Below are 23,656 nucleotides of genomic sequence, written 5' to 3'. Positions count from 1 at the left end.
CGCCCGATGACACAAGGTCAACGGGCGCGGACTAATTGGTTCAAAATGCGCGGAATTCGCCGCTAGCAGAGCCGGTCAGCCCTGCAGCGACTTCACCTCGACATCCCCTTCGGCCTGCGCCTTGATCGCCAGCGCAGCGGCATGGCTGGCGGCGGCGGTGGTGAAATAAGGGATCTTGTCATAGAGCGCGATCGAGCGGATGGATTTGCTATCCTCCACCGCCTGAGCACCCTCGGTGGTGTTCATCAACAACTGTACCTGACCGTCTTTCAGCATGTCGACCACATCGGGGCGGCCTTCATAGACCTTGTTGACCACATCGCAAGGGACCCCCTGATTAGCCAGCCAGCTTTGGGTGCCGCGGGTTGCAACCAGTGTGAAGCCTTGTTCAACCAACACCTGAGCAGCCTCTAGCATGGCGGCTGTCTTGTCGGCATCCTTGATTGAGATAAAGGCGCGACCCGAGGACGGCAACACCATCCCGGCGCCCATCTGCGCCTTGAGGAAAGCACGCGGGAAGTCGCGATCCCAGCCCATGACCTCTCCGGTCGAGCGCATTTCCGGGCCAAGAATGGTGTCGACACCGGGGAAACGGGCAAAGGGCAGAACTGCTTCTTTCACCGAGAACCACGGCATGTCCGGGTCGGCCAGTGTCATCTGGTCGGCGATTTTGGTGTCGTCGACAGTCTTGTAGGGCGGGCGTTTTGGGAAGTTCGCCAGTTTTTCGCCCGCCATGATGCGCGCCGCAATCGAGGCAATCGCGCTGTCGGTGGCTTTGGCGACGAAAGGTACAGTGCGCGAGGCGCGCGGGTTCACTTCGATCAGGTAGATCTCATCATCCTTGATCGCGAACTGCACGTTCATCAAGCCGACAACGTTCAGCGCCTTGGCCAGTTTGAACGCCTGATCCTTGATCTGCTCAATGATCTCTTTTGACAGCGAGTAGGGCGGTAGCGAACAGGCCGAGTCGCCCGAGTGAACGCCCGCCTCTTCGATGTGCTGCATGATACCCGCGACGTGTACGTCGGTGCCATCGCACAGAGCGTCTACGTCCAGCTCAACCGCACCGGCCAGATAGCTGTCCAGCAGAACCGGGCTGTCGCCCGAGACCACGACGGCCTCGTTGATGTAGCGTTTCAGCTGATCCATGTCGCGCACGATCTCCATCGCGCGGCCACCCAGAACGTAAGAGGGGCGGATGACCAGCGGGAAGCCGATTTCTTCGGCAATCTCCAGCGCCTGTTCATCCGTCGAGGCAATGCCGTTCTTGGGCTGTTTCAGGCCCAGATCGTTGACCAGCGCCTGGAAGCGTTCGCGGTCTTCGGCCAGGTCGATCGCGTCCGGTGTGGTTCCGAGGATCGGGATGCCCTCGGCCTCGAGCGCGTTTGCCAGTTTCAGCGGGGTCTGACCGCCGAACTGAACGATCACACCATGCAGCGTGCCGTTTTCCTGTTCCTTCGTCAGGATTTCCATGACGTGTTCGAAGGTCAGCGGCTCGAAATACAGGCGGTCCGAAGTGTCATAGTCGGTGGACACTGTCTCGGGGTTGCAGTTGATCATGATGGTTTCGTAGCCTGCCTCGGTCAGCGCGAAACAGGCGTGACAGCAGCAATAGTCGAACTCGATACCCTGACCGATCCGGTTCGGGCCACCGCCGAGAATGACGACCTTTTTGCGGTCACTCGGGCGTGCTTCACATTCAACCTCACCCATCATTGGGGCTTCGTAGGTCGAATACATGTAAGGCGTCTGCGCTTCGAACTCGGCGGCGCAGGTGTCGATGCGCTTGAACACGGCGCTGACGCCGAGATTCCGGCGGGCGCGGCGGACGTTGTCTTCGTCGCGGCCGGTCAGATTGCCCAGACGTGCATCGGTGAAGCCCAGCATCTTGAGCTTGCGGATGCCTTCCTCGGTCACCGGCAGACCGTCTTTACGGACCTGACGTTCGGCCTCGATGATCTCGCGGATGCGGGCCAAGAACCACGGGTCGAACTTGGTGACGCCGAAAATCTCGTCATCGGTCAGACCGTGGCGCATCGCTTGCGCGATTGTGCGCAGACGGTCGGGCGTCTGCTGGCTGATCGCCTTGATTACAGCAGCCTTGTCGTCGGCCTCCTCCCAGACACCTACGTTGAGGCCGGGGATTTCGATCTCATCAAAGCCGGTCAGGCCCGATTCCATCGAGGCCAGAGCCTTCTGCATCGATTCGTGGATGGTGCGGCCGATGGACATGGCCTCACCCACCGACTTCATCGCGGTGGTCAGATAGGGTTCCGAGCCCGGGAATTTCTCAAACGCGAATTTCGGAATCTTGGTAACGACATAGTCGATGGTCGGCTCGAACGAGGCCGGGGTTACCTTGGTGATGTCGTTGTCCAGTTCGTCCAGCGTGTAGCCAACGGCCAGTTTCGCGGCGATCTTTGCAATCGGAAATCCGGTCGCTTTGGACGCCAGCGCCGAGGAGCGCGACACGCGCGGGTTCATCTCGATCACGACCATGCGGCCATCGTCGGGGTTGATCGCCCACTGTACGTTCGATCCGCCGGTCTCGACCCCGATCTCGCGCAGAACGGCAATCGAGCCGTTGCGCATGATCTGGTATTCCTTGTCGGTCAGCGTGAGCGCTGGGGCCACAGTGATCGAGTCACCCGTGTGCACGCCCATCGGGTCGACGTTTTCGATGGAGCAGACGATGATGGCGTTGTCAGCGGTGTCGCGCACCACCTCCATCTCGTATTCTTTCCAGCCCAGCAGGCTTTCATCGACGAGGATCTGATTGACCGGCGAGGCATCCATGCCCGAACGGCAAAAATGGATATAATCCTCGCGGTTATAGGCCACGCCGCCGCCGGTGCCGCCCAGAGTAAAGGCGGGGCGGATGATGGCAGGCAGACCGATTTCTTCAAGCTCATCAAGTGCCATTTGCACGCCCGCGTCCAGATCGGTGGATCCGTCTTCACGCTTGGGTGCGGTCACGATGGTCGCCTTGGGGTTTTCCAGACCCAGCCGGTCCATCGCCTCGCGGAACAGGGCGCGGTCTTCGGCCATTTCGATGGCGTCGCGCTTGGCGCCGATCATCTCAACGCCGAACTTGTCCAGTACGCCTATCTCTTCCAACGCCAACGAAGTGTTCAGGCCGGTCTGTCCGCCCATGGTGGGCAGCAGGGCGTCGGGGCGTTCCTTCTCGATGATCTTGGCGACAACCTCGGGGGTAATAGGCTCGATATAGGTGGCGTCCGCCAGCCCGGGATCGGTCATGATGGTCGCCGGGTTTGAGTTTACCAGAATGACCCGGTACCCTTCCTCGCGCAGCGCCTTACAGGCCTGTGCGCCGGAATAGTCGAATTCGCAGGCCTGACCGATGACAATGGGCCCCGCCCCGATGATCATGATCGACTGAATGTCGGTTCTTCTGGGCATGGCCTTGTTCCTTCGGTTGTCTGCGAGTCAGGGCACCCCCAAGCGCCCAAATTGTCCTGCGTTATAGGGACCGCGCGAAAAGGTTCAAGGGGTATCGGAAACGGGGGTGAAATTGCCGCTTTCCCCTCTTTCCCTTGTCGCCGTATTCTCTATACCGCGCAGCACGACAAATGAGGATGCAATTGCGTATTCGTTTCGATCAGGGGCCAGCCGGGGCCGGAACAAGTTTCGACCGGCCAACCAGTGTGATCCGTGCGGACCAGCCGGACGATGTGCCCCAGGCCTTGGCGGCGCTGGATGAGGCGCGCGCCGACGGTGCGTGGCTGGCGGGCTATGCCAGCTATGAGCTGGGTTATGTACTGGAGCCGCGTCTGATCGACCGTCTGCCTTCAGATCGCCGCCTGCCTTTGATCTGCTTTGGTGTCTATGACACGCCCGCGCAACGTGATCTTCCCGCAGCGTCGGGCGGAGTGACAGGCTTTGAACCCCGCTGGGACGAGGCGCGGTATACCCGTGCCTTTAAACAGGTGCATGACGCCATCGGAGCCGGGGATATCTATCAGGCCAACCTGACCTTTCCGATTGACCTGACCGTGGAGGGCGACAGCGCTTCGCTCTATGCTGCATTGGCATCAGGACAGCCAGTGGGCCATGGCGCGTTGGTTCAGCAAGATGGTCTGCCCGATCTGCTCAGCCGCTCGCCCGAGCTGTTCTTTCGCACCGACGCTGACCGAGGGATCGAAACCCGCCCGATGAAAGGCACACAGCCGCGCAGCGAAGATATGGCCGAGGACGCCCGCCGTCGCGCTTTCCTGTCGATTGACGACAAAAATCGGGCCGAGAACCTGATGATCGTCGATCTTCTGCGCAACGACATCAGCCGCGTTGCTTTGCCGGGTTCGGTCAAAGTGCCCGAGCTGTTCAAGGTCGAGACCTATGCAACCGTGCATCAAATGATCTCGCTGGTGCAGGCGCAACTGCATCTGGGCGCAGAACTGTCCGATATCCTGACGGCGCTATTCCCGTGTGGCTCGATCACCGGCGCGCCCAAGATCCGAGCGATGGAGATTCTGTCCGACCTCGAGCCCTGGCCCCGCGACATCTATTGTGGTGCCATCGGCTGGGCCGCGCCGGATGGACGGGCCGAGTTTAACGTGGCGATCCGTACTCTGATGGTTGAGGATGGCAAGGCCACGCTGAATGTAGGCGGCGGAGTGGTCTGGGACAGCACAGCACCGTCCGAGTATGAGGAAGCACTATGGAAAGCCCGCTTTGCCCACCAGATGATCCTGACTTCCGCATAATCGAAACGCTGGCCTATCGACCAGGGCAGGGATTTTTACGTCTGGATCGCCATATGGCGCGGATGGCGCGATCAGCCGATGCATTCGGATTTCCGTACGATGCCGGGCTTGTTGTTGAAAAAATCCACTCGGTCGCGGGGGAAGCGCCGCTGCGTTGCCGCTTGACGCTGGCCGCCGACGGGCAAATGGACGTGACGACCGGAGCGTTGGCTGACAACCCCGCGGTTTGGCGGGTGGCTCTTGCAGAGGCACGGTTGACCGCGTCCGACGTTTGGCTGCAGCACAAGACCACGAAACGTGCGCTATACGACACCGCCCGGGCGGCCTTGCCGCAAGGGATTGATGAGGTTTTGTTCCTGAATGAACGCGAAGAACTGTGCGAAGGAACGATCACGAATATATTTATTCACATGCCAGACGGTCGCCACCTGACCCCGACGCTGTCCAGCGGATTGCTACCGGGCATTCTACGTGAAGAACTGCTGGGTAATAAGCAAGTTACCGAAACCACCCTGACCTTGACCGACCTGAAAAACGCAACAAAAGTCTACATGGGAAATTCGTTGCGTGGTCTGATCCGGGCGGAGTTGGCAGTACAGTGAGCAAACAAACCGATTGGGTGGACAGCGCGAAACCGCATTTGCGCTTGCGATTGGAATTTGGGCTGTTCTTCATCGCCGCGCCTGTGCTTATCGCGGTGTTGTTTCCACCGAGCTGGATGTTCCCGTCCCTCTTCACGTTCACGGCCATCGGGATCATGCTGCTACATTTCACACCCGGCTTTGCCTGGGCAGAGCTGCGTTATAATTGGCGCAACTGGTCTTGGCGCGAGGTTGTTGTCTTTGCACTTGCCATGACGATTGTTTGTGCCGCACTTGTGATGGTCACGCGGCCCGAGGCCTCATTCTTCCTGTTACGTCACCGACCTGAATTTTTGGTGGTGATCTGGCTTGCCTATCCGATCATGTCTGCCCTGCCGCAAGAGTTGCTGTTCCGGGCCCTGTTCTTCCGCCGTTACCACGTGATCCTGCCAAATGGGCAGGCGGCATATCTGCTGAACGCCGCGCTGTTTTCACTGGCTCATTTGATGTATTGGAGCTGGATCGTCACCATCATGACCTTCGCCGGAGGGCTGCTATTCACCTGGGCTTATCGTCGGCGCGGGTCGTTTTTCTATGCCGTCCTGCTGCATGCAATTGCGGGAAACATCATCTTTGCTGCAGGGCTGGGTATCTATTTCTACTCGGGTAATGTGCAAAGGCCGTTTTGACGGTGCGACCCGCCTTGACTTTCCAAGCCTGACAGGGTGTATCGGCGCGACGAATTCTGCGCCCGAAGGGATATGATCCATGCACGCCTACCGCAGCCACACCTGCGCCGCTCTGACCGCCGCCAATGTCGGTGAAACCGTCCGCCTGTCCGGTTGGGTGCATCGGGTCCGAGATCATGGCGGCGTGCTGTTCATCGACCTGCGCGACCATTTCGGTGTGACACAGGTTCTGTGCGACGGTGACAGCGCAGCTTTTGCTGAGTTGGAGAAAGTGCGCTCTGAATGGTGTATCCGCATCGACGGCACTGTCAAAGCGCGCGCGCCCGAGCTGGTGAACCCGAAGTTGCCGACTGGTGAAATCGAGGTTTATGTGCGCGAACTTGAAGTTCTGGGTGCCGCCGACGAGTTGCCCCTGATGGTGTTCGGCGATCAGGAATATCCCGAAGAAACCCGCCTGCGATATCGCTATCTGGACCTGCGCCGCGAGGCGATGCAGCAGAACATGACCCTGCGCTCGGACGTTGTGGCATCCATGCGCAAACGCATGTGGGATCAGGGATTCCGGGAGTATCAGACGCCGATCATTACCGCATCCTCGCCCGAGGGCGCGCGCGACTTTCTGGTGCCGTCGCGCCTGCATCCGGGCAAGTTCTACGCGCTGCCGCAGGCGCCGCAGTTGTTCAAACAGTTGATCATGGTGTCGGGTTTCGACAAGTATTTCCAGATCGCGCCGTGCTTCCGTGACGAAGACCCGCGCGCCGACCGTTCGCCCACCGATTTCTATCAGCTTGACCTTGAGATGTCGTTTGTCGAACAGCAGGACGTGTTTGACACGATCCAACCGGTCCTGACAGGCGTGTTCGAACAGTTCGGCGGAGGTCGCAAGGTCGATCAGGAGTGGCCGCAGATTTCCTATAAGGACTCGGCCCTGTGGTACGGCACCGACAAGCCGGACCTGCGCAATCCTATTAAAATGCAAGTGGTCTCCGACCACTTCCGCGGGTCTGGCTTCGCGATTTTCGCGAAGCTGTTGGAGCAGGAAGGCACCGAAATCCGCGCCATCCCTGCGCCGACGGGTGGAAGCCGCAAGTTTTGTGACCGCATGAATGCCTTTGCTCAGAAAGAGGGTCTGCCCGGTATGGGCTATATCTTCTGGCGTGAGAAACAGAACAAACTAGCCTCTAGAGAGTCACTGAATAAGCTTAAGGTTATTGTCGACCTGCTTGCAGACTTCGACGAAGAGGATGTCGATGCGCCTGCATATATTGCTCTTGAGGCGGCTTATGAAGATCTTCTAGCCCAACATGACGTCCAAGCAGCACTAGAAAGCGATATTCTCGAAAAAGTCGCGAAAGCGCAGGAAAATGGAAATCTACGCAGGGCTAGCTTCTTGTTGTCCGCACATTTTTCCAATGTTGAAGCTGCCGGCCCGCTGGCCAAGAACATCGGTCCCGAGCGCACCGAGGCGATCCGTCAGCAACTGGGTCTGGGGGTCGGTGATGCGGCGTTCTTCCTAGGAGGTAAGCCGAAGGCCTTTGAAAAGGTTGCCGGTAAAGCGCGCGATGTGATCGGTGATGAGCTTAACCTGACCGAGAAAGACCGTTTCGCGTTTGCCTGGATCGTGGATTTCCCGATCTACGAGCAGGACGAAGAAACCGGCGCCATCGATTTCGAACACAACCCGTTCTCGATGCCGCAGGGTGGAATGGAAGCGCTGAATGGCGATCCGCTGGATGTGCGTGGCTACCAGTATGACTTGGCCTGCAACGGGTATGAGCTGGTTTCGGGCGCGATCCGGAACCACAAGCCCGAGATCATGTTGAAAGCCTTCGAGCTGGCCGGGTACGGCGAGGATGAAGTGAAAAGCCGCTTTGGTGCGCTGTTCAACGCGTTCCACTATGGCGCGCCGCCGCACGGTGGTTGCGCTGCAGGCATCGACCGTATCGTGATGTTGCTTGCGGATGAGGCCAACATTCGCGAAGTCATGATGTTCCCGATGAACCAGCGCGCCGAAGATCTGATGATGGACGCGCCCTCCGATCCGACCTCGGATCAGTTGATGGAACTGGGTCTGCGGATCATCCCGCAAGACTGATCAATCACCCGCCGCGTTCGTCGCGGCGGGTTTTTTCTTTGTCGGATGGGTCGTCAACCGAATGGCTGATACCCTGCGCGGCATAGGTGCTTGGTGGATCATCTAGTGGACAAGGTAGCGATCCACGCGCGATCCTTATGTTTCGCGCCACGGCGCGCGTCAGCGTGTATGCCCATATGCTCAGGATTGCGGCCGTCAGAAAATAAGCTGTTGCCACCTCAGATCGCCTCGCGTTGTTCAAGGCGCGCCTGAACGATACCTGCGACCTGAGCTGCCAGTGCGGTCATCGGAGTGCCGCTTACGCGCGACTCAGCCAGTCGCTGTGCGGCCTCTGCTAGAACTGTGTCTTCGGCATCACGCGCGACCCCGCGTATGAACTGGGCCGCATAGTCAAGCGTGCGGCAATCATTCGGCCCGGCCAGCACATCCGCGATATGCGCCATGTCGTCTCGATAGGCCATCGGATCGGGGCGAATTACCTCATCCCGAATGGCGTGCAGGCTGTTAGGGCGGCGATCTTCGGGCAGGCTTTCCAGAATGAACTGCTGAAAATAGGAAAGAGATTTCAGCGGTTTGGCCAGAAACCCGTCAGCCCCCGCTTGCCGCGCTGCTTCCTGTCCATGATCGTCGCCGGACATGGCCAGAATGGCTCCTATTCGTGGCGTCGCTTCGGTGAGTTCCGCGATCAGTTCGGCCCCGGACCCGTCCGGTAGGCCAATATCCACCAGAATGACCGAAGGACGATAAATCTGCAGGTGGCGTCGGGCCGATGTCAGGCAGTCGGCACGGCGGATGCGGGCACCGCTGTGCAGACACATTAAGCGGATCGCGTCACAGGCATAGCGGCTGTCTTCGACAACCAGAATGGTTTGGCCCAGCAGAGGCCGCGTGGCCGTCGGCTGCGCGGGTGAGGCGAACGGGCTCGAATCGTCCATGTCAGAACTCCTAGTCAGCAGATGCCTCACGCTAGGAAGTTCTGGCTAACACGACGTTAACGGCAATTTGGCGCACTTGTTCTTTGATCAAACTGCCCCCATAACCGCGGCAACGCAGAACAGAGGAGATTTCCATGATTGGTCGTCTGAACCATGTTGCCATCGCCGTGCCCGATCTTGAGGCAGCATCCGAGCAGTACCGTAATGCGCTGGGCGCCAAGGTTGGAGCGCCGCAGGACGAGCCCGATCACGGTGTGACAGTTGTGTTTATCGAACTCCCGAACACAAAGATCGAACTGCTGTATCCACTGGGTGACGACAGCCCGATCAACGGCTTTTTGGAAAAGAATCCGGCCGGTGGCATTCACCATGTCTGCTATGAGGTCGAGGACATCATCGCCGCCCGCGACCATCTGAAGGAAACCGGTGCCCGCGTTCTGGGTTCTGGGGAACCCAAAATTGGTGCCCATGGCAAGCCGGTGCTGTTTCTGCACCCCAAGGACTTTAACGGCTGCCTGGTCGAGCTAGAACAGGTTTAAACCGAAAGAGGCCGTCATGACGATTACTGCTGCACTGGTTTTGTTTGCCGTCATCTGGTTCATGACGCTGTTGGTTGTGCTTCCAATCCGTATCAAGACGCAGGGTGATCTGGGTGACATTGTTCCGGGAACCCATGCCGGTGCGCCGGAAGTGCATCATATGAAGAAGAAAATGTGGATCACCACCGGTATTTCGGTGGTGCTCTGGGCCATTGTCGCGGGGATCATCATTTCGGGTGTGATCTCGGTGCGCGATTTCGACTGGCTGAACCAACTGGAACCGCGCGAGTAAACGTCAGGGCCTAGGCCCTGAAAGCCTGTGGTAGATATGGGTGAACGTGGCAGCGCCGAGGATCGGGATAACCAGATTCACCAAAGGCACTGACAAAGGAATGGCCATCAAAGTGCCCGCCAGCCAGATCGTCGCGGAATGTTTGGCGCGCAGTTTGCGCGCTCCTTCACGACCGATGCGACGCATCGCGGCCAGCGTGAAATATTCTCGACCCAGTAGGAAACCGTTCATCGCCCAGAAGATAAACGGCGCCAGTGGTGTAAAAATCGCATAGAGGATCAGTGCCAGCAGGTTGGCCACGATCAGCACGCCCATGAAGCCCAGCGCATCGCGCAACCCTTCGCTGAACGGAATTCCGGGGACTGCTGGCAATGTGGGGTAATGTTTGTCCTCGACCGCCTGTGCGACCTCTTCCAGAAACATCGATGTTATTGCCGATGCTACCGGCACCATCAGGAACACCGGCAGGATCAGCACCACGAAGATGCCCGAGTAGCTCAGTACGTCGTTCAGCCACGGCACGGCACCAATCCAGGGCAAGGAAATCTCATTCCCAGAGGCTCGGTTGATCAGCCAAATGGCTCCGGCGCAGGCCGCGATAAGCAAGACGATCGTCAGACCAACGCCGCGCAGCAGAACGGCACGGAACTTCGGGTCTCCGACCTGACCAAGTGCCGCGAAGAATGCGTTGAGGATCATCATTCCGAGACCCACTCGGTTATGGCCGCAACATCAGGGCGGGGGCGTTCCGGCGGGGCTTTGCTTTCGGTTGCAATATGGATCAATCCGGCGATGCGTTCGTTCTCCTGCAAATCAAAGGCCTGTCGGCAGAACTCGGGGTCGTGCGCCTGCCAGCCAGATAACCAGTTGGCGCCCCAACCTGCTGCCAGCGCCGCGTTCAGCAGGGCGAGGCAGACTGCACCTGCTGAGTAGGTTTGTTCAATGGCGGGTATTTTTTCGGATGGTTTCTGGACCTCGATCACCGCCACGGCCAGTTGGCCCATGTCAAACTGGTTGCGGGCTTTATCGATTTCTTCAGGTGTCTTGCCAAGGGCAATGCCTCGGTCCTGCGTCAACGCGGACAGGCGCGACATTGCGCCTTTCTCCAGCACGATAAAACGCCACGGCTCCAGCTTGCCGTGATCGGGGCTGCGCGCGGCAGCAGTGAGCAAGGGTAACAGTTCGTCCCGAGTGGGGGCCGGAGCAATCAATGTCTTTGCCGGACGAGACCGGCGCGATTGTAGAAAATCCAGGGCGGCCGGATTCTTCAAGGACATATGTTAACTTTCTTTACATGGGCAGTTTGTATCTGGTTGAGCAACTTACGCGTTTCAAGAGCAATCTGCCGGAGTTGCAGGATCAATTTCATTCCCTGTCCGCACGTGCAAGACTGTTCGCAGGCATGAGGTATAAGATGGCCAAACCCAAATTGCGCAACATTCCCAATTTGAGTACCCGCGCCACGCCTGGCGAGACGATTGCGGTCAGGGTCACGCCTAAGGCTGTAAAGGATAGTATCGTGATCGACAGCGGGACAATCCGCATTTCGGTTACCGCGCCTCCTGAAAATGGCAAGGCTAACGATGCCGTGCGCCGAATTTTGGCAGCGGCGATGCGTGTTGCCCCGTCTGTACTGACGCTGAAACAAGGGCAAAGCGCGCGGGACAAGCTGTTCGTCTATGCGTCTTGATCTGGTTTTTCGTGAATCTGATAAACACCTTCCGGCAAGTCCAGCGCAGCAGCCAGATCGCGGACCTGTTCCGGAGACAGGGTTATCTTCTGCATCTGGTCGGTGCGGGGGTCCAATTGCTCAAGCGTCACACATTCGGCGAAGCTGTTGATGACGACATCCTCTTGCAAAGGCTTTTCACCTTCATCCACCAGAGTAATGACTGTCGAGTCGAATTCATGCTCAATCGTAAACATAAAGTCAGAGTGCAAGGCGCAAGTCCGCAATGCAACCCGTTCCGGCGCAATCGGGCTGTGGCAGTTCCATTCGGGCCGCGATATGGTTTTTAAAACGAGGTCGCCGTTTCAAAGGATTGCGAATGCGCCGTCTGACATTTCTTGTGTTCCCTCTGACGCTGGCAGCCTGTAGCGCCGGTGCTTTGCGTGTTCAGCCAGCGGCGGAATGGTCTCAGAGTTCAGAAGAATTTCAGGTGGAAGCGCCTGCATTTCAACAGATCAGCCGTGCTGTCGGCAAAGAGGCCCGCGCCGAATGCCAGCGGCAGGCCAGGGTCCGGAACTGCGACTTTACGATACTGGTAGATTTGAACCCACGTGCCCCGGCCAACGCATTTCAAACGCTGGATGATGAGGGCCAGCCGGTAATAATCTTTACCCGTGCGATGATTCAGTCGGCGCAAAATGCCGACGAGCTGGCGTTTGTTATGGGACATGAAGCGGCACATCACGTGTTAGGGCATATTGCCCGACAGGCGGAAAGCGCGCAGGAAGGCGCGGCGATTTTTAATGATCTGGGTAAGCTAAATGGCGAGACCGGAAAAGAGCTTGAGCGCTCGCAAAAACTGGGGGCAGAGGTTGGCGTGCAGATGAACGTCAAAGCTTTCGAGCTGGAGGCGGACCAACTGGGTACGATTATCACCCACAACGCAGGCTACGATCCACTGATTGGGGCAAAGTATTTTGATCGCCTTCCCGACCCCGGAGATCAGTTTTTAGGCACTCACCCTCCAAACGCCGAGCGAGTTGATATCGTGCAAAAAACAGCCAAGCAGTTAGGTTTGACGCAATGACTTCCCTAACGCGGCTGGGCGTGATTCTGACGGATCGCGGATCGAAATATGCGGTGTCAGGCGCGACGGTCAGCACGCGGGCAGATGTTGATGCTGTGCTGCAAGATCTCAAATCTGACAAAGCCTACGCGAAGGCAACACACAACACTTGGGCGGCGGTTCTGCCGACTGGGGCGCTCAAGGCCGACGACGGTGAAAGTGGCGCGGGCATGGTGATTCTGCGCATGCTCGAACGGGCCGGGCTGGAAAGTCACGTGGTGATCGTGACCCGCTGGTATGGCGGTAAAAAACTAGGTGGCGACCGTTTCCGACGGGTTCAGGATGCCACCCGCGCCTATCTGGATCATACCGGAGTCGAGCCTTGACCTGAGTCAAAGGCCCGCTTTCTGTGTTCGTCTATCCTGTATCGTACGAACGAGAGGGAGAGGACCGTTCAATGGCCAACCGAGAAATGCTGAAACACCACGCTGGTCTCGTTGACCGGATGGCAAGCAAACTGGGCGTGGATCTGCAACAGTCGGCGATTGACGGCGACATATTGATTGATGAGCTGAGCGACGCAGTGCTGAGATGCACCGATTGTCCAAATCCCAACCATTGCCAGAGCTTTCTGAGCCAGTCGGCCCAAACGCACCAAACACCTGAATACTGCCGCAATCAGGATTTACTCGGAAAGCTGTTACCTTAACACACGGACTATCCATGCTGCATCTCGGAGAGATCATGACCCACTTACGCCTCGTATTGCGAATGGGGCAGGCGACCGGAACAGACATGGCTGCGGCGCATCGGAACGGCCACCTGACGCAACAGGATTGGGCCGAGATGATTCAATATTGCCGAGGCTGCGGCTGGGCCAATCAATACCCGGACTGGCTGGACCGGCACGAGGGTGCTGCAAGCGCCCCGCAGACTTGTAAAAATCAGCAACGGTTTGCGGCACTGAAAGCAATGCAAGGAAAGGTAAGCTGATGGCGAAGGATATCTTAGGAGATGTGGAAACGCATTTCTGGCTTACTCGATCCGTTGCGCGATGTATGAACATCTCGCTGAGCGAAGCGATGGTCGAGGGGCGATTGACGCCGGATCACTATGCCGAGATGGTGACGCGTTGTCGGGCGTCGCAGTGCAGCGGGCAATGCGCTATCTGGTTGTCCGAACAACAGACAGAGGCCTCTGCGGCTCCTGAATTTTGCGCCAACTCCGATCTTTTGAACGGGTTAAAAGCCTGATTACAGCTTGGAGTGAGACCCGTCGCACAGTGGTTTCTTCGAGCTGTGCTTGCAGCCGCAGAAGAAGACCTTCTTGCTGCTATCCGCAGTGTATTTGATCGGCTCGAACCCGGTGTCTTTGTGCGACCCGTCGCAATAAGGTTGGCGCTTTGACTGTCCGCACGCGCACCAAAAATATGTCTTTCCTTCTGTCACTTCGACCGGGAAAGGGGCTTTTTGCGCAATGGTGGGGCTGTCTGTCATGTGGCTTCTCCGTCATTGGCTGGTGTCATTGCAATAGTGTAGGGCAAACCGCAAAAAACGATAGCGTTAACTCAGGGTCCCGCAATTTCTGAGGGGCAGCGTGGTTTCGCCCTAATTCACATTCGCGTGATTCAATTTGTTGCATTACCGCAACTGAGGTCTTACTCTGAGACCGGTCTCAAGTTCTTGGGCGATATCAGAAAATTATTAGAGGAATGACGGACATGAAACTCAAATTTGCCGCCGTTGGTGCATTTGCTCTGGTTTTGGCTGCGTGCTCGCAGCAAGAGGAGCCGGCGCCGGTTTATATCACTCCTGAATATGACAAGTTCGGAACGCCGAGTTGCCCGGCAGGAACCGAATTGGCGACAACCGAAGCTGGTCAGACAGTCTGTAACCCGGTTGCACAATAAGAATTCCGCGGGCGGTTTTATTTGAAACCGCCCGCACATTTTTGCCGAAACAGCCGCCTTTGGGGCGGTTTTTTCTTGCTTGCCGTGTGCCGGTAAGGCTTCAGTTCCATTCACCAACATGCAGAGGGCAGATGAAAAACTTTTTTACCCGCCTTAGAGACCGAACAGTCTGGAGCTGGCAAGGCTTGGCCGCAACATGGCGGGACGAGTACTCGTTTCGCGTGTGGGTTTGGGCGAACTTGATCTCTGCGGCATTGGCGCTTTGGTTGCCATTGGGCGACGGCGTACGTGTCTTGATATTGGTACTTGGGTTGCTGGTGCTTGTAGCAGAGTTATTCAATACCGCGATTGAGCGGGCCGTTGATCATACTTCGACCGACCATAACGAGTTGGCCGGGCAAGCCAAAGACGCGGCCAGCGCAGCCGTCGCCTTAACCGCGTTCACCGCAGGAGTGGCCTGGGTTGTCGGGCTTTGGGGTCTGTTCTGAGGCAGGCGCGTCAATATCTGCTTCGCGAATGTCCATAGCCGAACGTACGGCGCTGAATGCCATACCGCTGAGGAATGTGATAGGCAGTGCCGCTTGGTCTGGGAAATTTGTTTGCCGAACGATGATAGCGCTTCACCGGTTTGACATGGTGCAAGCGTCTCTTGGTGTGGCGATATTTCTTGTCTTTCGGCTTGTCGTGGTAAACCGTTGGCTTGGATTTTTCATAATAGACTTTGGGCGCGCCGTAATATCGGTGCACTCGATGCGTGCTGCGAAGATGTAGACTCAGCGGTTTTGAGTCGATGATAATGAAACCGCCCGCGCTGACATTGTCGGCGACTGCAGGTTGTACGAAAAGATGGGCGGCAACCGCCAATATGGTACATTTCAGCATGTTTAGGCGAAGGCCCGACATGGAGCCCTCCTTGAACTCAAGGATGAATGTTCCGCCATGATCCACGAAAACGGCGCAAAACGCCAATCAACTCGTCTCACGCATTTCCGACCAAGGGTGATTGGATCAGGCCAGCTTGCCCCATAGATCGTATTCGCCTGCCTCGTCCACCTCGACGCGAACGATATCGCCGGGCTTGAGGTGCTCGAACCCTTCGTCGATGAACAGGTTTCCGTCGATCTCGGGCGCGTCGGACTTGGTTCGGCAGGTGGCAGCCTCGTCATCAACCTCGTCGACGATCACGTCGATGGTCTGGCCGACCTTTGCAGCCAGCTTGGCCTCGGAAATCGCCTGAGCTTTTTCCATGAACCGTTCCCAACGTTCTTGCTTTACTTCGGCTGGAACATGGTCAGGCAGATCGTTTGATCGCGCGCCGTCGACGTTCTCGTACTGGAAGCAACCAACGCGATCCAACTGTGCCTCATCCATCCAATCCAACAGCGTCTGGAACTCGGCCTCGGTCTCGCCGGGGTAACCGACGATGAAGGTCGACCGCAGGGTGATATCAGGACAGGTTGCGCGCCACGCGGCAATTTCGTCCAGAGTTTTGGCGGCAGCCGCAGGGCGGGCCATGCGTTTCAGAACATCCGGGTGGGCGTGTTGGAACGGAATATCGAGATAGGGCAGCACGTTGCAGCCTGCATCCGCCATCAACGGGATCAAGTCGCGCACATGCGGATAGGGGTAGACGTAGTGCAGCCGAACCCAAGCATCAAACTGCCCCAGTTCGCGCGCCAAATCGGTGATATGGCTGCGCACTTCGCGGTCTTTCCACGGGTTCACGTCATATTTGCGATCCAGCCCGTAGGCTGAGGTGTCCTGCGAGATCACCAACAACTCTCGCACACCATTGTCGACCAGCTTTTCAGCCTCGCGCAGGACGGCATGGGCGGGGCGGCTGACCAGTTTACCGCGCATGTCGGGAATGATGCAGAACTTGCATTTGTGGTTACAGCCCTCGGATATCTTCAGATAGCTGTAGTGGCGCGGGGTCAGTTGCACGCTGGCAGCAGGAAGCAGGTCCACGAATGGGTCAGGGTCCGGGGGAACAGCCGTATGCACTGCATCCAGTACCTGTTCGTACTGGTGCGGTCCTGTGACGGCCATGATATGTGGGTGGTGTTCGCGGATATAGTCGGGCTCAGCCCCCAGACAGCCGGTCACGATGACCTTGCCGTTTTCCACCAGAGCCTCACCAATGGCGTCCAACGACTCGGCCTTGGCGCTGTCAAGGAACCCGCAAGTGTTCACGATCACGGCATCGGCCCCGGAATAGTCCGGCGAAATGCCGTATCCTTCGGCCCGCAAACGGGTCAGAATCCGTTCGCTATCGACCAAAGCCTTCGGGCAGCCCAAAGACACCATACCAATGGTGGGCTGGTCTGGACGGGGCGTGTCGGTGATCCGGGCCGCGGGTGCCAGGTCGGGACGGAGGTTGGGCGGGTTCGTGGTCATGGCGCGGCATATAGTAGGGAAAGCTTCCCCTTGCAAATGTTGCGCAGGGTTTGAATGATCTTTTCAACGCATGCCCAATAAGCGGAGAGCAGAAAAATGAAGTGGCTGTTGCGCATTCTCTTTATTCTCGTGGTCGCGTTTGGCTTGGTCATTGGCGCCTTGTTGCTGATGCCGGGCGATAAGCTCGCCTCGATCCTAGCCGAACAGGTCAAAAGTGAGACCGGGCGCGACCTGACATTGACGGGGGATGTGAGCCTGTCTTTCTGGCCGGTTCTGGGGATGGAGACCGGTCCGGTCACGTTTGGAAACGCACCTTGGGCTGCGTCCGAGCCGATGCTGAGCGCTGAAAGCCTGGCTGTGGGAGTAGACGCCTCGGCGCTGCTGAACGGAGATCTGCGGATCCGGCGGATCATTGCGGAAAACCCGGTGCTGCGTCTGGAATTGTCCGACGGGCGCGGGAACTGGGAGTTGGGTACGGTGGCGCCTCAGGCAACCTCTGGAGGAGGAAGCATTGCTGCACCAGCATCTTCGCAGCAAGGGGCCGTGACGTTGGATCAATTGGAACTGACAAACGCGCGGCTGATCTACATCGAAAATGGTGCGACCAAGTTCGATTTCGCAAATGTCGATCTGTCGGCTAGTTGGCCCGGTCCCACTACCCCCATGACCATGCAAGCGCAGATGGCAGTGCCGGGCGGTAATATGAAAGTTGATCTTAAAATCCCAGACCTGCCGGCCTATGCGTCAGGTATCGCTACGCCGTTGCAACTTGCCCTGACGGCACCGGGGGGCGAAGTGGGGTTTGACGGCGTTGTTAACCTTGCTGGGGAAATGGACGGGAGCGTCGAGATTAAAACCGATAACACGCACAAAATGCTGGCCGCGTTCGGCCAGGACGGTGTTGCAGTGCCACTAGGGCTAGGCCGTGTGGCAGATTTATCGGGACATATGACCTACACCAGCGAGGGCCTCATATCGTTGCGCAACATGATGGCGCAACTCGACCACAACCGCTTTTCCGGTGAGGCGGATATCGTGATTTCGGACCCGCCGAAGGTGACTGCGCGACTCACGGCTGGGGATATCGACCTGTCTGAGTACAATGAGGTGTCAGCAGCAACCGGTGGCGGTGCACGTGCTGTGTCATCGTCGGACAGCGGATGGTCGACGACCCCGATTGATGCATCTGCTTTGGCGCTGGCGAACGGGGAAATACGCTTGACGGCCTCCTCCATTGCATTGCCCGATATAAAACTGGGTCCTAGCGACCTGACGCTTAGCCTTGATCGGTCACGGGCCGTGTTGCGGATGAACCCGGCCACATTGTTTTCCGGGCAGGTGAACGGGCAGGTTGTGGCCAATAATCGAAACGGGCTGTCCGTTGGCGGCAAACTGAGCGCTCAGGATGTAGACATACGACAAGCCCTGTCCACCCTTGCCGGGATCGAACGTTTGTCGGGTGCAGGCGCGGGCGAGTTTGAGTTTCTGGGCGTAGGGCAGACAGAGGATCAGATCATGCGCTCGCTCAGCGGCAAAGGTCATCTGAAAGTGGGACAGGGGGTAATATCAGGTTTTGACCTGGATCGGCTGATGGGGCGCGGCAAGGGGACTGGCGGAACCACGGTGTTCAACAGTTTGTCCGCCAGTTTCACCATTGATCAGGGTGTGCTGATCAACAAAGACCTGTTGATGTCGCTGGATAATTTTCGCGCAGATGGGGCGGGGCGGGTCAATCTTGGGGCGCGCTCGCTTGATTATCTGTTCACCCCAACCGCGCTGCGTGCCAATTCCGGAGAGGGTCTTTCGGTGCCAGTTAGGATTGTTGGACCGTGGAGCAATCCTTCGATCAAACCAGACCTAAGCAAGGTGATCGAGGCCGCCGCAGAAGGTCAGCTGAAAGGTATTGAAGACGATACCAAGCAGAAGGTTTTGGAAAAAGTGGGGGATGAGCTTGGCACAACAGTGACCGACACAGAAAGTGTTGAGGATGCGCTGAAAAACAAACTCGAAGAAGAGGCGAAAAAAGGTCTGCTGAAACTGCTGGGTGGCGATTGAGGGGTGGGGCGCCGAAGGCGCCCCAGCTCCCAATCAAATCGTCTGATCGTAATCCCCAACGCCGGGCTCGGTCCGGATGACGGCGTCAATGTCGGCAAAAATGGCGCGCATTTCTTCTTCGCTCTCGCTACTTTCGCAGACCACAACAAGGTTTGGTGTGTTAGACGAAGCACGCACCAGACCCCAGCTGCCATTGTCCAGAATGACCCGCGCACCGTTCACGGTAACAACATCTTTGATCTCGCGGCCCGCCAAGGCCTCGCCCGCGTCGGCCTTAGCAACCAGCTTTTCCACCAGACGCTCGAGGATGTCATATTTCTCGGTATCGGCGGCATAGGGCGACATGGTCGGCGTCGCCCATGTTTTTGGCAGCGCTTTGCGCAGGTCCGACATGCTTTTGTCCGGATTGCGGTCCATTAGTTTGCAGATTTCTACGGCCACCCGCATTCCGCAGTCATAACCACGCCCGATCGGTTCGGCCAAAAAGTAGTGGCCCGACTTCTCAAACCCGGCCAGAGCATTGATCTCTTTCACCCTGCGTTTCATGTAGCTGTGGCCGGTTTTCCAGTAATCGGCTTTGACGCCATGCGCCTGCAACTCGGGGTCGCTGGCGAACAGGCCCGTCGATTTCACATCGGCCACGAAGGTCGAGTTCGGGTACAGCTTGGCCAGATCACGGGCCATGATGACACCGACCTTATCTGCGAAAATCTCCTCGCCCTCATCATCAACAACACCGCAACGATCTCCGTCGCCATCAAACCCAAGCGCCAGATCCGCACCACTGGATTTCACGGTGTCGGACATGTCGTGCAACATCTCCAGCGCCTCGGGGTTGGGGTTGTAATTGGGGAAGGTGTAATCCAGCCGGTTATGGCTGGGCACAACTTCAACGCCCATCCGTTCAAAAATCTCAGGCGCAAAGGCCGAGGCCGTGCCGTTACCCGTCGCGCACACAACCTTGAGCGGGCGGGACATTTTGAAATCCCCAACCAGATCGTCGATATAAGCCTCTTTCACACCGTCGACGAACTCATACGATCCACCTTCATGAGGCACGCCTTCGCCGTTCAGAACGATATCGCGCAGTTCCGACATTTCATCCGGGCCGTGGGTGAGCGGGCGCTCAAAACCCATCTTAACACCGGTCCAACCGTTGGGATTGTGGCTGGCCGTGACCATGGCCACTGCCGGAACATTCAAATGGAATTGGGCAAAGTAGGCCATCGGGCTAAGAGCAGGACCGATATCCTTCACCTGAATGCCCGCCTGCATCAGCCCTAGGATCAGTGCGTTTTTGATGGCCAGAGAATAGTCGCGATAGTCATTTCCGACCGCAATCACAGGTTCGATCCCACGTTTGCGAATCTGTGTGCCCAAACCCAATCCCAAAGCGGTCATGCCGGGTAGGTTGATCTCATCCGGGTATTTCCAGCGGGCGTCATATTCGCGAAACCCCGTGGGCTTGATCATGGGGTCTCGCAGAAAACTCCAGGTATTTGGATTCACCTCGGGGATGGGTTTGGTCATTTCAAATCTCAATCATCAAATCTGTATCGGGTTGGCTTTGGCAAGCGCATCAAAGCGCATCAGAGTATCAACAAGTTGCGGCATCTGATCCAGAGGGATCATGTTAGGCCCATCAGATGGTGCGGCGTCCGGATCCTGATGCGTTTCGATAAATACCGCCCCGATGCCAAGCGAAACCGCGGCGCGCGCCATGACCGGTGCGAATTCGCGCTGGCCTCCGGATGAGCCACCTTTGCCGCCGGGTTGCTGAACCGAATGCGTCGCGTCCATGATGACAGGATATCCGGTCTTGGCCATCTGCGGCAGTCCCCGCATATCGGCGACCAATGTGTTGTAGCCAAACGAGGTTCCGCGCTCGGTCAAAAGGATGTTCTTGTTGCCTGTGCTTTCGACCTTGTCGACGATATTACCCATTTCCCAAGGGGCGAGGAATTGACCTTTCTTGACGTTGATCACGGCGCCTGTGTTGCCAGCAGCCAGCAGCATATCGGTTTGGCGGCACAGGAAGGCCGGGATTTGCAGAACATCCACTGCATCGGCGGCGATGGCGCATTGCGCCTCGGAATGCACATCGGTCAGGACGGGTATGCCCATCGTCTTTCGGATGTCGTCCAGAACCTTCAGCCCGGCATCAATGCCCATGCCACGCTTGCCCGACAAAGATGTGCGGTTCGCTTTGTCATACGACGCCTTAAAGACATACTGCGCCCCTGCTGCATCGCAGGCTTCTTTCATTTTACCCGCGATCATTTGGGCGTGATCGGCGGTTTCAAGCTGGCAGGGGCCGGCGATGATCGTCAGAGGCAGATCATTGCCGACCGTGAGATCGGAGATTTTTACATGTTTCATGTGTCTTACGAGGATACCTGTTCACGAAGGACCGACGCGGTAAGCGAGATCATCAGGTAAATACCAGCAAACAACAGGAAAGCCAAAATCGTATTTTCGAACTTTCGCGGATAGGTGGGTTCTTCGCTGGCGACCGGGTTCACCGACACCGTCAGATAGCGCACTTTTCGGTTCGCCTCGGTCCGGGTGGATTCCATTTGTTCCATGGCCGTCTGCAGCATCATGTCCCGGGCAACGAGGTCAGCCTGAGCCATTTGAATTCGCACGCTCAAGCGCGCCAGCGAGTTTTCGCCTGCCGACGCATCAAGCATTTCCTCGTTCAGCCCGGCCAGCACTACCTCAAGCCTTTGAATGTCTGCGCGGACTCCATCTACCTTGGCTTGGTTCGGGCGCAAGTTGTCCAGTAGCGCGGCCAGTTGCAGCTTTTTCTCCTGCAACTCGATCTCGATCGCGTTGATGCGCCCTCGCAGACCGGCAAGAACGTTTTCCGGGTCCAGCACTGCCCCCTGCAATTGAAGGTCTATCAACTGCTCCTGCGCTTTCCGGCGTTCTTCCTGGGCCATTTCAAAGCCGGAAATTGCCTCACGCATCTGATCATCGCGTTTTAACTCGGTCAGACCATTGATCGTTTCTTCTGCGTAGGACAGCAATAATTTGGAGAGCTCGACCGAAATCTCAGGCGCAGGTGCCGCGACTTCCATCCGGATAATGCCATCGCTTGGGTCATAGCCGATGGTAATCATTCGCCTGAACAGCTTGTAGGTGTCTTCCAGTGTCGCGTCCTGTGGCAAGCGCTGAATGGGGTCAATCCATTCCTGCTTGAAAATCTCCGAGAAATTCGTGTCCCGCTCTAGCCGGAGTAGGGCGTCCTTTGATTCCATGAATTCCTGAGTGGCAACCGAATCCTGTGCGGTGGCGTATTGCGTGCCCGCAAGGAAGCCGCGGAACGAAGCCCCACCGCCATCTGCCTGCAGAATCGAAAAGGCGGAATCGCTTGCGTACATCGGGGTTGCAATCCGATAGAAGTACACGCCCACAATCAAAGTGGGCAGCAGAACAAATGCTGCCAAGCGCGCAAAAAGGGCAAACAACTTGCGTTTGCGCCGCCGGGCAATGTCCCTTTGAATTTCACCAATTTCCAGATTGCGGCGTTCTGCCGGGCTCAACTCGGGACCGGGTAGATCATGAGTTGGTTGCTTGATCGTCTGCGGCAGCTGGATGGTGATCTTGTCTTTTGCCTGATCTGCCGCGCCTTTCTTTTCTGTCGCCAAGTCCAGCAGATTTGCCCGTGCGAACGGGTCGATCCCTTTTTGACGCAACAGGCGCACGGCGTCGTAATCCGATGTCGCAGCAAGACCGTTTTTCTGCGCCAGACGGCGCGCAATACGCAGTTGCCGCCCAGTCAGCCCCTCACGCTTGATTGCGTCGATGTCGGTGGCTGGTTGTGGGTCATTTGCCGCGTCGGACGGCTGCATCGCGTTTCTGATGCGTGACATTGCATCCGCACGGGCATCCGCAGATCCCGATTCCTGACGATTACGGCGCCAGCGGTATTTCTTAGCCTTGGGCTTGGTAGTCATATAACTGTTTTGCCTCTTCCAAGGTGTCGAACATATACAGCTGACCATCCACTAAAACAGCGGCCTGCTGTGCAAATTTTTCCAGAACTTCAGGGCTGTGAGATACGATCACCAGTGTCGTTGTGCGCAACCGTTCCCTCAGTATATCGCCCGCTTTTCTGTTGAACTCGACATCGGTTGTTGCGGGCATGCCCTCGTCAATCAGGTACATGTCAAAGTCCAGCGCCAGCATAAGGGCAAATGTGAATCGCGCCCGCATACCGGATGAGTAAGTCCCCAGTGGCTGATTGAAATATTCGCCAAGACCGCACAGCCAACTGCAGTAGGCTTCGACATAATCGGGATCCATCCCATAGATCTTGGCGATGTAGCGTGCGTTTTCCAGGGCCGACAGCTTCTTGACCACGCCGCCGGAAAATCCCATCGGGAATGAGATCCGGCAGTCTTTCCGAATTACGCCTTCATCCGGCTTTTCCAGACCGGCCATCATGTTGATGAGGGTCGTCTTGCCAGTTCCGTTTGGTGCGAGAATGCCGATGGACCGGCCCAGTTCAATCCGGAACGAGACCCGGTCCAGGATCACCTTGCGGCGCGTCCCGGTCCAAAAGGACTTACTGACATTTTCAAACTCAAGCATTCCCGGCCTGCTGCTCTGGCGTATGTTTGGTATACCGCTTTGGTTGGGTGCAAGCGGCTAATTTATTGGTCCACGTTGGCTACATTATGTCGAATTATGAAACAAATGT

At 57.3% G+C, this 23,656-nt stretch carries 28 protein-coding genes and 1 pseudogene; 16 read left to right on the top strand and 13 right to left on the bottom strand.

Going from position 1 to position 23,656, the window contains the following annotated elements; translation table 11 throughout:
* Positions 1 to 75 precede the first annotated feature (75 nt).
* Positions 76 to 3,420, bottom strand: a complete 3,345-nt coding sequence (gene carB, locus GOW93_RS09860; protein ID WP_170383593.1) for a carbamoyl-phosphate synthase large subunit — start codon at positions 3,418 to 3,420, stop codon at positions 76 to 78.
* A gap of 176 nt (positions 3,421 to 3,596) precedes the next feature.
* Here carB and GOW93_RS09855 point away from each other — a divergent pair, with 176 nt between their 5' ends.
* From GOW93_RS09855 to aspS, 4 genes are all read left to right on the top strand, one after another.
* Positions 3,597 to 4,724, top strand: a complete 1,128-nt coding sequence (locus GOW93_RS09855; protein WP_170383591.1) for an aminodeoxychorismate synthase component I — start codon at positions 3,597 to 3,599, stop codon at positions 4,722 to 4,724.
* Positions 4,679 to 5,326: an aminotransferase class IV family protein gene (locus GOW93_RS09850; RefSeq protein WP_170383589.1), complete on the top strand. Its 648-nt coding sequence runs from the start codon at positions 4,679 to 4,681 to the stop codon at positions 5,324 to 5,326. The genes GOW93_RS09855 and GOW93_RS09850 overlap by 46 nt, the downstream gene beginning before the upstream one ends.
* Positions 5,323 to 5,994 carry a CPBP family intramembrane glutamic endopeptidase gene (locus GOW93_RS09845; RefSeq protein ID WP_170383587.1) on the top strand — a complete coding sequence of 224 codons (672 nt, stop codon included), beginning with the start codon at positions 5,323 to 5,325 and terminating at the stop codon, positions 5,992 to 5,994. The genes GOW93_RS09850 and GOW93_RS09845 overlap by 4 nt, the downstream gene beginning before the upstream one ends.
* 79 nt (positions 5,995 to 6,073) lie before the next feature.
* Positions 6,074 to 8,089, top strand: coding sequence for an aspartate--tRNA ligase (gene aspS, locus GOW93_RS09840; RefSeq protein WP_170383585.1), 2,016 nt, complete (start codon positions 6,074 to 6,076; stop codon positions 8,087 to 8,089).
* 4 nt (positions 8,090 to 8,093) lie between these two features.
* Here aspS and GOW93_RS09835 read toward each other — a convergent pair whose 3' ends face one another.
* Positions 8,094 to 8,306 carry a hypothetical protein gene (locus tag GOW93_RS09835; RefSeq protein ID WP_170383583.1) on the bottom strand — a complete coding sequence of 71 codons (213 nt, stop codon included), beginning with the start codon at positions 8,304 to 8,306 and terminating at the stop codon, positions 8,094 to 8,096.
* A gap of 1 nt (position 8,307) precedes the next feature.
* Positions 8,308 to 9,024, bottom strand: coding sequence for a response regulator (locus GOW93_RS09830; protein ID WP_170383581.1), 717 nt, complete (start codon positions 9,022 to 9,024; stop codon positions 8,308 to 8,310).
* 134 nt (positions 9,025 to 9,158) lie between these two features.
* Between GOW93_RS09830 and mce the strand changes: the two genes are divergently transcribed.
* Together mce and GOW93_RS09820 are read left to right on the top strand one after the other, a co-directional pair.
* Entirely contained in the window at positions 9,159 to 9,563 is a 405-nt protein-coding gene (mce, locus tag GOW93_RS09825; RefSeq protein ID WP_109313240.1) for a methylmalonyl-CoA epimerase, read from the top strand.
* Between the two features lie 16 nt (positions 9,564 to 9,579).
* Positions 9,580 to 9,855: a DUF1467 family protein gene (locus GOW93_RS09820; protein ID WP_170383579.1), complete on the top strand. Its 276-nt coding sequence runs from the start codon at positions 9,580 to 9,582 to the stop codon at positions 9,853 to 9,855.
* Positions 9,856 to 9,858: 3 nt separating this feature from the next.
* On the opposite strand, the gene GOW93_RS09815 is transcribed toward GOW93_RS09820, so the two are convergent.
* Both GOW93_RS09815 and GOW93_RS09810 read right to left on the bottom strand, forming a co-directional pair.
* Positions 9,859 to 10,554 (bottom strand): EI24 domain-containing protein, encoded by a 696-nt coding sequence (locus tag GOW93_RS09815; protein ID WP_170383809.1) that lies wholly within the window; start codon positions 10,552 to 10,554, stop codon positions 9,859 to 9,861.
* Entirely contained in the window at positions 10,554 to 11,132 is a 579-nt protein-coding gene (locus GOW93_RS09810; protein WP_170383577.1) for a nitroreductase family protein, read from the bottom strand. The genes GOW93_RS09815 and GOW93_RS09810 overlap by 1 nt, the downstream gene beginning before the upstream one ends.
* Here GOW93_RS09810 and GOW93_RS20905 point away from each other — a divergent pair.
* Entirely contained in the window at positions 11,066 to 11,545 is a 480-nt protein-coding gene (locus GOW93_RS20905) for a DUF167 domain-containing protein (protein ID WP_368039656.1), read from the top strand. The genes GOW93_RS09810 and GOW93_RS20905 overlap by 67 nt on opposite strands.
* Here the strand turns inward: GOW93_RS20905 and GOW93_RS09800 are convergent.
* Positions 11,533 to 11,781 carry a hypothetical protein gene (locus tag GOW93_RS09800; RefSeq protein ID WP_170383807.1) on the bottom strand — a complete coding sequence of 83 codons (249 nt, stop codon included), beginning with the start codon at positions 11,779 to 11,781 and terminating at the stop codon, positions 11,533 to 11,535. The genes GOW93_RS20905 and GOW93_RS09800 overlap by 13 nt on opposite strands.
* Before the next feature lie 122 nt (positions 11,782 to 11,903).
* On the opposite strand from GOW93_RS09800, the gene GOW93_RS09795 reads away from it, so the two are divergent.
* The 5 genes from GOW93_RS09795 to GOW93_RS09775 all read left to right on the top strand — a co-directional run bounded on the left by GOW93_RS09795 (position 11,904) and on the right by GOW93_RS09775 (position 13,843).
* Entirely contained in the window at positions 11,904 to 12,611 is a 708-nt protein-coding gene (locus GOW93_RS09795) for a M48 family metallopeptidase (protein ID WP_170383573.1), read from the top strand.
* Positions 12,608 to 12,976, top strand: coding sequence for a YigZ family protein (locus tag GOW93_RS09790; RefSeq protein WP_170383571.1), 369 nt, complete (start codon positions 12,608 to 12,610; stop codon positions 12,974 to 12,976). Before GOW93_RS09795 ends, GOW93_RS09790 begins: the two co-directional genes overlap by 4 nt.
* A 71-nt stretch (positions 12,977 to 13,047) precedes the next feature.
* A complete protein-coding gene (locus GOW93_RS09785) occupies positions 13,048 to 13,299 on the top strand; it encodes a DUF6455 family protein (RefSeq protein ID WP_170383569.1) in 252 nt (83 codons plus the stop codon).
* A gap of 14 nt (positions 13,300 to 13,313) precedes the next feature.
* The gene (locus GOW93_RS09780) at positions 13,314 to 13,583 is read left to right on the top strand and encodes a DUF6455 family protein (protein WP_302477004.1); all 270 of its coding nucleotides are present in this window, start codon (positions 13,314 to 13,316) and stop codon (positions 13,581 to 13,583) included.
* The gene (locus GOW93_RS09775) at positions 13,583 to 13,843 is read left to right on the top strand and encodes a DUF6455 family protein (RefSeq protein WP_170383565.1); all 261 of its coding nucleotides are present in this window, start codon (positions 13,583 to 13,585) and stop codon (positions 13,841 to 13,843) included. Before GOW93_RS09780 ends, GOW93_RS09775 begins: the two co-directional genes overlap by 1 nt.
* Here GOW93_RS09775 and GOW93_RS09770 read toward each other — a convergent pair whose 3' ends face one another.
* Complete coding sequence (locus GOW93_RS09770) at positions 13,844 to 14,086, bottom strand: CDGSH iron-sulfur domain-containing protein (RefSeq protein ID WP_170383563.1); 243 nt, start codon at positions 14,084 to 14,086, stop codon at positions 13,844 to 13,846.
* Between the two features lie 224 nt (positions 14,087 to 14,310).
* On the opposite strand from GOW93_RS09770, the gene GOW93_RS09765 reads away from it, so the two are divergent.
* Positions 14,311 to 14,499 carry a hypothetical protein gene (locus GOW93_RS09765; RefSeq protein ID WP_170347886.1) on the top strand — a complete coding sequence of 63 codons (189 nt, stop codon included), beginning with the start codon at positions 14,311 to 14,313 and terminating at the stop codon, positions 14,497 to 14,499.
* Between the two features lie 131 nt (positions 14,500 to 14,630).
* Entirely contained in the window at positions 14,631 to 14,987 is a 357-nt protein-coding gene (locus GOW93_RS09760; protein ID WP_170383561.1) for a diacylglycerol kinase, read from the top strand.
* A gap of 10 nt (positions 14,988 to 14,997) precedes the next feature.
* On the opposite strand, the gene GOW93_RS09755 is transcribed toward GOW93_RS09760, so the two are convergent.
* Both GOW93_RS09755 and rimO read right to left on the bottom strand, forming a co-directional pair.
* Positions 14,998 to 15,402, bottom strand: coding sequence for a hypothetical protein (locus GOW93_RS09755; RefSeq protein WP_170383559.1), 405 nt, complete (start codon positions 15,400 to 15,402; stop codon positions 14,998 to 15,000).
* Positions 15,403 to 15,507: 105 nt separating this feature from the next.
* Complete coding sequence (gene rimO, locus GOW93_RS09750; protein WP_170383557.1) at positions 15,508 to 16,896, bottom strand: 30S ribosomal protein S12 methylthiotransferase RimO; 1,389 nt, start codon at positions 16,894 to 16,896, stop codon at positions 15,508 to 15,510.
* Positions 16,897 to 16,992: 96 nt separating this feature from the next.
* On the opposite strand from rimO, the pseudogene GOW93_RS21015 reads away from it, so the two are divergent.
* A pseudogene (locus tag GOW93_RS21015) lies at positions 16,993 to 17,526 on the top strand (AsmA family protein); the annotation flags it as partial.
* A gap of 51 nt (positions 17,527 to 17,577) precedes the next feature.
* Positions 17,578 to 18,951 carry an AsmA family protein gene (locus tag GOW93_RS09745; RefSeq protein WP_438826192.1) on the top strand — a complete coding sequence of 458 codons (1,374 nt, stop codon included), beginning with the start codon at positions 17,578 to 17,580 and terminating at the stop codon, positions 18,949 to 18,951.
* 33 nt (positions 18,952 to 18,984) lie between these two features.
* On the opposite strand, the gene GOW93_RS09740 is transcribed toward GOW93_RS09745, so the two are convergent.
* From GOW93_RS09740 to GOW93_RS09725, 4 genes are read right to left on the bottom strand one after another with little or no spacing between them, the layout of a single operon-like run.
* The gene (locus GOW93_RS09740) at positions 18,985 to 20,481 is read right to left on the bottom strand and encodes a phosphomannomutase/phosphoglucomutase (protein ID WP_170383553.1); all 1,497 of its coding nucleotides are present in this window, start codon (positions 20,479 to 20,481) and stop codon (positions 18,985 to 18,987) included.
* A 15-nt stretch (positions 20,482 to 20,496) separates the two neighbouring features.
* Positions 20,497 to 21,330 (bottom strand): 3-deoxy-8-phosphooctulonate synthase, encoded by an 834-nt coding sequence (gene kdsA / locus GOW93_RS09735; RefSeq protein ID WP_170383551.1) that lies wholly within the window; start codon positions 21,328 to 21,330, stop codon positions 20,497 to 20,499.
* A gap of 5 nt (positions 21,331 to 21,335) precedes the next feature.
* Complete coding sequence (locus GOW93_RS09730; RefSeq protein ID WP_170383550.1) at positions 21,336 to 22,910, bottom strand: capsule biosynthesis protein; 1,575 nt, start codon at positions 22,908 to 22,910, stop codon at positions 21,336 to 21,338.
* Positions 22,888 to 23,547: an ABC transporter ATP-binding protein gene (locus GOW93_RS09725; RefSeq protein WP_170383548.1), complete on the bottom strand. Its 660-nt coding sequence runs from the start codon at positions 23,545 to 23,547 to the stop codon at positions 22,888 to 22,890. The genes GOW93_RS09730 and GOW93_RS09725 overlap by 23 nt, the downstream gene beginning before the upstream one ends.
* Positions 23,548 to 23,656: the final 109 nt, after the last annotated feature.

Source organism: Ruegeria atlantica (assembly GCF_013032455.1).
GTDB lineage: Bacteria > Pseudomonadota > Alphaproteobacteria > Rhodobacterales > Rhodobacteraceae > Ruegeria > Ruegeria atlantica_B.
This window is presented reverse-complemented; position numbering and strand designations above follow the sequence as displayed.